General features: G+C 64.7%; 6 protein-coding genes and 1 riboswitch. All 6 genes read left to right on the top strand.

Features of this window, described 5'->3' with window-relative positions; all coding sequences use genetic code 11:
- The first annotated feature begins 780 nt into the window (after positions 1-780).
- The 6 genes from DM374_RS24400 (at position 781) to DM374_RS24375 (ending at position 8,901) form a co-directional block, all read left to right on the top strand.
- Positions 781-1,821, top strand: a complete 1,041-nt coding sequence (locus DM374_RS24400; RefSeq protein WP_110972179.1) for a homoserine dehydrogenase — start codon at positions 781-783, stop codon at positions 1,819-1,821.
- Positions 1,822-1,833: 12 nt separating this feature from the next.
- Positions 1,834-3,252, top strand: coding sequence for an aldehyde dehydrogenase family protein (locus DM374_RS24395; RefSeq protein WP_110972178.1), 1,419 nt, complete (start codon positions 1,834-1,836; stop codon positions 3,250-3,252).
- Between the two features lie 388 nt (positions 3,253-3,640).
- Positions 3,641-3,846: riboswitch (cobalamin riboswitch) on the top strand.
- Positions 3,847-3,954: 108 nt separating this feature from the next.
- Positions 3,955-6,093 carry a TonB-dependent receptor gene (locus DM374_RS24390; RefSeq protein ID WP_110972177.1) on the top strand — a complete coding sequence of 713 codons (2,139 nt, stop codon included), beginning with the start codon at positions 3,955-3,957 and terminating at the stop codon, positions 6,091-6,093.
- A 35-nt stretch (positions 6,094-6,128) separates the two neighbouring features.
- A complete protein-coding gene (locus DM374_RS24385) occupies positions 6,129-6,914 on the top strand; it encodes an ABC transporter ATP-binding protein (RefSeq protein WP_110972176.1) in 786 nt (261 codons plus the stop codon).
- Entirely contained in the window at positions 6,896-7,879 is a 984-nt protein-coding gene (locus DM374_RS24380; RefSeq protein ID WP_404821374.1) for an ABC transporter substrate-binding protein, read from the top strand. The genes DM374_RS24385 and DM374_RS24380 overlap by 19 nt, the downstream gene beginning before the upstream one ends.
- Positions 7,876-8,901: a FecCD family ABC transporter permease gene (locus tag DM374_RS24375; protein ID WP_404821373.1), complete on the top strand. Its 1,026-nt coding sequence runs from the start codon at positions 7,876-7,878 to the stop codon at positions 8,899-8,901. The genes DM374_RS24380 and DM374_RS24375 overlap by 4 nt, the downstream gene beginning before the upstream one ends.
- Positions 8,902-9,064 lie beyond the last annotated feature (163 nt).

The raw sequence follows: 9,064 nt of genomic DNA, 5'->3' as shown, positions 1-9,064 counted from the left end.
GCTGCCGGCCCCTTCCGCCTTTACGGCGTCCTACTTTTTTCTTGGAAAAAGTAGGCAAAACCGCTCGCTCCCACATCCGGCCCTACGCTGCGCTCCGGGTTCCCTCCCTCCGGTGCCTTTCGGGGCCACGCGGCCTACGACTCGCTTCGCGAGTCTACATCTCGCGTCTTCGGCTAACGCCGAAGGGTGCTACGCACCTGCCCCTACAGGCACCTCCGCTCGGCCTCCTGAAGTCGCGAAGTTACGGGCGGCGCCTGTGATGACGGATCTTCGAAATCACGATCTGGCGAAACCACCGATTTGCTCTTTTTTGCTATTGATCTTGCTTCTGCTCTTCATGCACGCAAGTTCAGACGCCACAAGGTGCGACGTCAGGAGGCCGAGCGGAGGTGTCTGAAGGGGCAGGTGCGCAGCACCCTTCGGCGCAGCCGAAGACGCGAGATGTAGACTTGCTTGCAAGTCGTAGGCCGCGTGGCCCCGCAAGACACCGGAGCGAGGGGACCCGGAGCGCAGCGTAGGGCCGGATGCAGGAGCGAGCGGTTTTCGTCTATTTTGCCAAGACTGTAGAGACAAAATGGACCCGCCGTAGAGGCGGAAGGGGCCGGCAGCGCCGCAGCATCGAATGGATAAGCCCACGGCACCCAAGCCCAAAAATCATCGCCCCACCATTTCTTTCCACTGCGCAAATCGCTCAACAAATACAGCGTTTTGCCGTATTCAAGTGCCCTGGCCTGACTCGTACGCTGATGCCATCAAACAACAGCAAAGAGGAATGCCTTCGTGACTGAATACAACATTGCCCTGGTCGGCTTCGGTGGTGTGAACCGTGGCCTGGCCCAGTTGATCGCAGAACGTAATGCCACCTGGAAGGCGGCCCTCGGTTTCAGCCTGAAGATCGTCGGCGTCACCGACCTGTTTCTCGGCTCGGTGGTCAACCGCAACGGCCTGGACGCCGCCGAACTGGTCGCGCTGCCTGCTGAAAAGGGCGCGCTGGCACGGATCGCCGGCGGTACCGCCGAGGCCTTCAATGAAACGGTGATCAAGCAGTCCGGCGCCGACATCATTGCCGAGGCAACCTTCACCAACCCGGTCGACGGCGAGCCGGCAGCGACCTTCTGCCGCTGGGCGCTGGAAAGCGGCATTCATGTGGTCACCACCAACAAGGGCCCGATTGCCCTGCATGGCGCCGAGCTCAAGGCGCTGGCCCGTCGCAAGGGTCTGGCGTTCGAATACGAAGGCTCGGTGATGAGCGGCACGCCGGTGATCCGTCTGGCCCGACAGGCCCTGGCCGGTGCGGAAATTCAAGGTTTCGAGGGCATCCTCAACGGCACCTCCAACTATGTGCTGACGCGGATGAAGGAAGGCCTGGCGTTCAGCGATGCGGTGGCCCAGGCGCAACAACTGGGCTACGCCGAAGCCGACCCGACCGCAGATGTCGAAGGCCATGACGTGCGCCTGAAAGTGGTGATCCTCGCCAACGAACTGCTGGACGCGCGGTTGAGTGTCAGCGATGTCGCCTGTTCGGGCATCAGCGGCATCAGCGCGGCGGATATCGTCAAGGCGCAGGCCACCGGGCAGTGCTGGAAACTGATCGGCGCCGCCAGCAAGGCAACTGACGGTTCGGTCTCCGCCAGCGTCGAAGCGCGTTTGTTGCCGGTCGAGCACCCGCTGGCCGGCATCTCCGGCGCGGTCAACGCGATCTCGTTCAACACCGAACTGCTCGGCGCCGTCACAGTGTCCGGGCCGGGCGCAGGCCGGATCGAGACGGCGTTTGCCTTGCTCTCCGACATCATCGCCCTGCACACCACCGACCGACAGTAACGGGAGCCTTTCATGAGCGTATCTCGCATGACCAGTGTTCAATCCGTAGCCCCAAGCCATATCGAGGTGTTCAGCCCGTTCGATGGCCGTGTGGTCGGTCGCGTGCCCAACCTCGACGCCGCAGCGGTGCCGGGCCTGTTGGCGCGGGCGCGGGCGGGTGTCATCGACAGCGCAGCGCTGCCGCGGCACCGCCGTGCGCGGATTCTCGAGGAGGCCGCACGACTCGTGGAAGCCGACGCCGCGGCGTTCGCCAGCCTGATCGTGGCCGAGGCCGGGAAAACCCTGCGCCAGGCCGAGAAGGAAGTGAAACGCTGTGTGAACACGTTGAAACTGTCCGCCGAAGAAGCGCGGCGCAATGCCGGAGAAGTGTTGCCGTTCGACGCGTATGAGGGCTCGGAGTCCCGCCAGGGCTGGTTTACCCGCGAGCCACTCGGGCTGATCGTCGCGATCACGCCTTACAACGACCCGCTGAATCTGGTGGCGCACAAGCTGGGCCCGGCGATTGCCGGTGGTAACGCGGTGATCCTCAAACCGTCCGAGCTGGCGCCGTTGTCGGCATTGAAACTGGTGGACTGCCTGATCCAGGCCGGGCTCCCGGACAGCGTGGTGATCACGGCCACCGGCGGTGTGGAACTGGGCCGGGCGCTGGTCGAACTGCGCGAGGTACGGATGATTTCCTTCACCGGCGGCTTTGCCACCGGCGAATCCATCGCCCGCAGCGCCGGGCTGAAAAAGCTGGCGATGGACCTGGGCGGCAACGCGCCGGTGCTGGTGCTGGAAGACTGCGACCTCGGGCCGACCGTGGAGTCCTGCGTTTCGGGTGCCTTCTGGGCCGCCGGGCAGAACTGCATTGGCACCCAGCGCATCCTGGTGCACCGCGCGATTTACCCGGCGTTCCGCGAACAGTTCGTGGCGCAGTCGCGGGCCTTGAAGCTGGGCGACCCTTCGCTTCGCGAAACGGATGTCGGGCCGATGGTCACCGAGCAGGCGGCTTGCCGCACCGAACAACTGGTCGAGGACGCCGTGGCGGACGGCGCCAGGGTGCTTTGTGGTCACCGCCGCGAGGGCGCGCTGTACGCACCGACCGTGCTGGAACAGGTCAGCCACGGCAGCCGGATCTGGCAGCAGGAAGTGTTCGCGCCGGTGGTGATCCTCGAACCGTTCGACCACCTCGACGACGCCGTCGCCCTGGCCAACGCGCCGGAATACAGCCTGCACGCCGGCGTGTTCACCCGCGACCTGTCGACCGCGCTGAAGCTGGCGCGGCGCATCGAGGCCGGTGGCGTGATGATCAACGACTCGTCCGACTACCGCTTCGACGCCATGCCATTCGGCGGCTTCAAATACGGCAGTCTCGGACGGGAAGGGGTGCGCTTCGCCTATGAAGACATGACGCAGCCGAAAGTGGTGTGCATCAACGAACTGGGCTGAGTTGTTGTGTCGGTGATTGCCGGTCCTGGGGCCTGGTATCTGCACCTCTTGCAGGCAATCGCAAACCTTCAGCCACTTGCGATCCTGTGGGAGCGGCCGTTAGCCGCGATGGGCCGCAACGCGGCCCTAAATCCATCCAGCACCCTGTTTCTGGCGGGTTGGGATCTCATATTCAGGGATCCTGAACGTCGAAAGAAATGCCGGACATAGACAGCCACCTCGTGGGGGATGGTTTTGGGGCCGCGTTGCGGCCCATCGCGGCTAACGACCGCTCCCACAGGTTCCGCGTCAAACCAGTATGTTTGCCGGTGAGATGTATAGATGCCCATGCAGTCCTGGGCCCTGCCACCAACACCTATGTCGTTGACCTTCCAACACTTTGATGGTCAGATGCGCGCCTGTTTCAGGTGTCCCATACCGTCGTGTATGGGGTGAAACGGGAAGCCGGTTCGTCACTTTGCTGATCAGTCCGGCGCTGCCCCCGCAACGGTATGCGAGCGAAACATTCGATACGCCACTGTGCCCCGTGCATGGGAAGGTGAATGTTTCATGACCCTCGCGAGCCCGGAGACCGGCCTGAAGCATTGTTTGGCAAACCCGCGGTGGGCGGGCGCAGGCCGGTTTCCGTGGGCTGTCGCGCCCGCGATTCCCTATGCGTTGTTCCCTCCGGGATTCTTTCATTCCTGCTTCAAGTGGAACGACATGTCCCGTAACTTCCTGTTCAATTCCTTCTCGGGCACGCTGCTGTGTGCCAGCCTCGCACCTTGCGTGTTTCTGTCCCTCCCGGCGCATGCGGCCGAAGACGACAAAGCCCTGTCCTTGCCGGCCACTTCCATCAACGAGGTCGCCGAGCAGAATCCCCAGCCTGACCTGCATACCGCGAGCACCAGCGGCTCGCGCCTGGGGCTGACGCCGCTGGAAACCCCGGCCAGTGTGACCAGCATCAGCGCCGAGCAGATCCTCAAGCGCAACAACGCCACCGTGCAGGACGCCGTGACCCGCTCCCCGGGTGTCACCTTCATGGGCAGCCCCGGCAACGGCGGCACCGCGCTGTCGGCCCGCGGCTTCACCGGCCACAGCTCGACCATGCAGTTGTATGACGGCACCCGCCTGTATGTCGGCGCCGGCACCGTCACCTTCCCGGTGGACACCTGGGCGGTGGAGCGCATCGATGTGCTGCGCGGCCCGGCTTCTGTGCTCTACGGCGAAGGCGCCACCGGTGCGGTGATCAACGTGGTGCCGAAGAAGCCGTTCGAGGGCGAGATCCGCAATCACCTGCGCCTGGGCTATGGCTCGGATGACAAACGCCAGGCCGCGCTGGACAGCGGCGGCTCGCTGACCGACACCCTCAGCTACCGCTTCAACCTGAATCAGCAGGCGAGTAACGGCTGGGTCGATCGCGGCGATTCGCAAAGCATCGCCCTCAGCGGCGCGCTGCGCTGGCAGGCCACCGATGACCTGAGCTTCACCTTCAGCCACGACTACAGCGACCAGGAGCCGCAGCGCTACTTCGGCACGCCGCTGGTGGACGGGCATTTTCGCGAGTCGCTGCGTGACCACAACTACAACGTCGAGGATGCGACCGATCACTACAACGACCAGTCCACCCGGCTGGTCACTGACTGGACGATCAACGACAACCTCAGCGCCAGCAACCAGTTGTACTTCCTCAAGGCCCAGCGCCGCTGGCGCAATGCCGAGACCTACACCTGGCTGCCGGGCGACCTCGTGCGCCGCGACAGCTTCATCAGCATCAAACAGACCCAGGAGCAGGTGGGCGATCGCCAGACCTTCACCCTGCAGCATTCGCTGTTCGGGCTGGACAGCCGCACCGTGGTTGGCGCGGACTACAACTCGATCCGCTTCGTGCGCAAGCATGACTTCGGCAACGTCTACAGCGACACCGTGCCGCTGGCCGGCTCGGGTGGCGGCGGCTACGTCAGCACCGACCCGTATCGCTCCCGCGACGCCAACCAGGCGAAGCAGTTCTCGCTGTTCGCCGAGAACCGTACCCAGCTCACCGAGCAGCTGTCGCTGATCACCGGCGTGCGCCGCGATCAGGTCCACCTCGATCGTACCGATGTGGCGACCGATACCCGCAGCGATCGCAGCCTGTCCGGTGGTAACTGGCGCGCCGGGCTGGTGTTCGCGGTCACCGAGGACCTGTCGCTGTACGGCCAATACGCGACCAGCACCGAAGGCGTCAGCAACCTGCTGACCCTCTCGACCGCGCAACAGCAATGGGACCTCAGCACCGCGAAACAGACTGAAGTGGGCATCAAGCAGCAGTTGCTCGATGGCCGTGGCGAATGGACCCTGGCCGCGTATCACATCGTCAAGAAGAAGCTGCTGAGCACCGATCCGCTCAACCCGACGATCCAGCAGCAGATTGGCCAGCAGTCCTCCGACGGCATTGAAGCCACCCTGGAACTGCGCCTGCCGTACGACGTGCAGCTTTCGGCCAACGCCGCCTGGGTTCGCGCCGAGTACGACGAATTCGCCAGTGGCGGCAACGACTTCAAAGGCAACCAGCCGGTCAACGTGCCACGTCGTTCCGCCAACCTGTGGCTGAGCAAGGACTTCGCCGAGCGCTTCAGCGCGGGGGCGGGTGCGCGCTACGTGGACAGCCGTTATGGCGACAACGCCAACACGATCGAAGCCCCCAGCTACACCGTGGTCGATGCCAACGTCGACTGGCACATCCAGCCGGACCTGACCCTCGGTCTGCAACTGAACAACCTGTTCGATCGTCAGTACGCGACCACCACCGGCAACAACGGTCGGCAGTGGTACCTGGGCGAGCCGAGGTCGTTCTTCGTCACGGCTGACTACACCTTCTGACTGCCGCGCCCCCGACGGGGGCGCACGGAGACTGAATGTCCTCACTCAGTATCGAGGGGCTGGCCTGGGCCGCCCCCGGCCGTGACCGCAATCCGCTCTGGCTGCTGCGGGATATCCACCTGCAGGTCGGCAAGGGCGAATTCGTCGGCCTGATCGGTCCTAACGGCAGCGGCAAGACCAGCCTGTTGCGCTGCGCCTACCGTGCCTATGAACCGGCCATGGGCAGCGTGACGCTGGACGGCGAGAACCTGTGGCGGCGCACCCCGCGCTGGTGCGCACAGCGCATTGCCGTGGTGCTGCAGGAGTTTCCCCAGGAATTCGGCCTGACTGTTGCGGACGTCGTGGCCATGGGTCGTACCCCGCATCAAGGCCTGTTCGATGGCGACAGTGCGGACGATGCCGCGCAGGTAGCACAGGCGCTGGAACGGGTAGGGCTCACGGCGTGCGCGCTGCGCAGTTTCGCCAGCCTGTCCGGTGGCGAAAAACAGCGCGTGCTGCTGGCCCGGGCCTTGGTGCAACAGCCTGGCCTGTTGATTCTCGACGAACCGACCAACCACCTCGACCCGCGTTATCAGCTCGAACTCCTGGGCCATCTGCGCAGCCTCGACCTGAGCGTCCTCGCCAGTTTTCATGACCTGAACCTGGCGGCGGCGTTTTGCGACCGGCTTTGCGTCATCGCCGAGGGCCGCATCGTCGCCAGCGGAACGCCGGCCGAGGTCCTGACCAGTGAGCTTCTGCACCACGTTTTCGGGGTGCGGGCGCTGGTCGACAGCCACCCGCTGCACGCCTATCCACGTATCACCTGGATCACTCAACCATGAACTATCGGTTACTTGCCGGCCTGATGCTGGCGTTGGCGGCGGCGCCGTCGCTGGCCAGCGATTACCCACTCACTGTCCGCAGTTGCGAGCGTGACGTCACCCTGAACAAGGCGCCGCAACGGGTCGTCGTTCACGATGTGAATATGACGGGCATGCTCCTGCACCTGGGCGTGCGCGAGCGCCTGGCCGGCTACACCGGTTTCACCGCCACCAAGCACCGCGATCCCTGGATCAGCGAGGCGCTGCAAGGTGTGCCGCAGCTTGCCAGCCGTTATCCGTCCGTTGAAACGCTGCTGGCGGTAGACGCGGACCTGTTCTTCGCCGGCTGGAACTACGGCATGCGCATCGGTGGCCCGCTGACCCCGACGTCCCTGGCAGCGTTCGGCATTCCTGTCTATGAACTCAGCGAATCCTGCTCATGGGTCATGAAACAGCCGCGCGCCAGCCTGGATGACGTGTACCGCGACCTGACGAACCTGGGGCGGATCTTCTCCGTCGAAGACCGGGCCCAGGCGCTGGTCGGCCAGATGCGCGCACGCATCGACGCGGTCGGCAACACGGTCCGGCAGGCGCCGGAAGCACCGCGGGTATTCCTCTACGACAGCGGCGAAGACCGGCCTACCACCTCGGGCCGCCTCGGCATGCCCCAGGCGCTGATCGATGCTGCCGGCGGGCACAACATCATGGATGACGTCGCTGCCAGCTGGACCCAGGTGAACTGGGAAAGCGTGGTGGAGCGCGACCCGGAGGTCATCGCGATCGTCGACTATGGCCCGCTGAGCTGGCAGCAGAAACGTGATTTCCTGTTGCGCCATCCAGCGCTGCAAACGGTGCGGGCCGTTCGTGAGCAGCGTTTTGTGGTGCTGACCTATCTGGAAGTCACGCCGTCGGTGGAGAACGCCATCGCCATCGAAAAACTCGCCGCGGGCCTGCACCCACGGCTGTTCGCACAGGAATCGCACTGATGCTGATCCGAAGCCATGCCGCTTATCGCGGGCTGCTCGCGACCTTGCTGCTGGTCATTCTGCTGTCGTGCGTGGTCGCGCTGGCGTTCGGGCCCGCGGTGATTCCGCTGAGCACTGTCTGGGGGATCATCGGCCGGCAGGCCGGGCTTGAACTGCCGGCGAACTGGAGTGCGGGACAGGAACATATCGTCTGGCTGATCCGCGCGCCCCGGGTGCTGCTTGGTGCGCTGGTCGGCGCGGGCCTCGCGTTGGTCGGCACCGCGTTGCAGGCGGTAACCCGCAATCCGCTGGCGGATCCGCACCTGCTCGGCGTCAGCTCCGGCGCGGCGCTGGGCGCGGTATTGGTGATCCTTTACCTCGGCGAATTCATCGGCATCTTCAGCCTGCCGCTGGCGGCGTTCATCGGCGCTGCGGGCAGCATGCTGCTGGTGCTGGCGGTGGCCCGACGGGACGGGCGCCTCGAAAGCGACCGGCTGTTGCTCGCCGGTGTGGCGGTATCGTTCGTGCTGATGGCGGGGGTGAACCTGCTGCTGTTCACCGGCGAGCAGCATGCCGCGGCGTCGGTGGTGTTCTGGATGCTCGGCGGCCTGGGCTCGGCGCGCTGGGAGGTGATCTGGTTGCCGGCGTTGTGCGTGGCGGCTTGCATGCTGGCGCTGTGGGTGATGGCTCGCGGGCTCAATGCGCTGATGAGTGGTGAACAGACCGCCATCAGTCTGGGCTTCAGCGGGCGGCGTCTGCGTATTCAGGTGTTTCTGTGCACGTCCTTGCTGACCGGGGTGCTGGTTTCGTTGTCGGGGGCCATTGGCTTTGTCGGGTTGATGGTGCCGCACATGGCGCGCCGCCTGGTGGGCGCGGAGAACCGTCGGCTGCTACCGGTCAGTGCGGCCTTGGGCGCGGTGTTTCTGGTGTGGGTCGATGTGGCGGCCAGAACGCTGATTGCACCTGAGGATTTGCCGATTGGTGTGGCGACGGCGGCGCTGGGGGGTGTGTTTTTTATAGTGTTGTTGAAGCGGGGGCGATAGCCCGCCGCTGTGTTCCGGATCCTGCGAACAGCGATGCAACCAGGCCTCCTGGTGGCGCTGTAGACGCGAGCTTTTCAGGGCGCGAACCGTTGCGAAGGCCGCCCCATAAAAAACACCCGCCCTCCATCACAGAGAGCGGGTGCCTTGACCACCTGACGGCGAC

Source organism: Pseudomonas huaxiensis, from assembly GCF_003231275.1.
Lineage (GTDB): Bacteria > Pseudomonadota > Gammaproteobacteria > Pseudomonadales > Pseudomonadaceae > Aquipseudomonas > Aquipseudomonas huaxiensis.
This window is presented reverse-complemented; position numbering and strand designations above follow the sequence as displayed.

What these genes read in the sequence shown, in the direction of transcription:
- DM374_RS24395 (WP_110972178.1), top strand. Translation starts at nt 1,834, where the DNA reads ATGAGCGTATCTCGCATGACCAGTGTTCAATCCGTAGCCCCAAGCCAT.
- DM374_RS24390 (WP_110972177.1), top strand. Translation starts at nt 3,955, where the DNA reads ATGTCCCGTAACTTCCTGTTCAATTCCTTCTCGGGCACGCTGCTGTGT.
- DM374_RS24385 (WP_110972176.1), top strand. Translation starts at nt 6,129, where the DNA reads ATGTCCTCACTCAGTATCGAGGGGCTGGCCTGGGCCGCCCCCGGCCGT.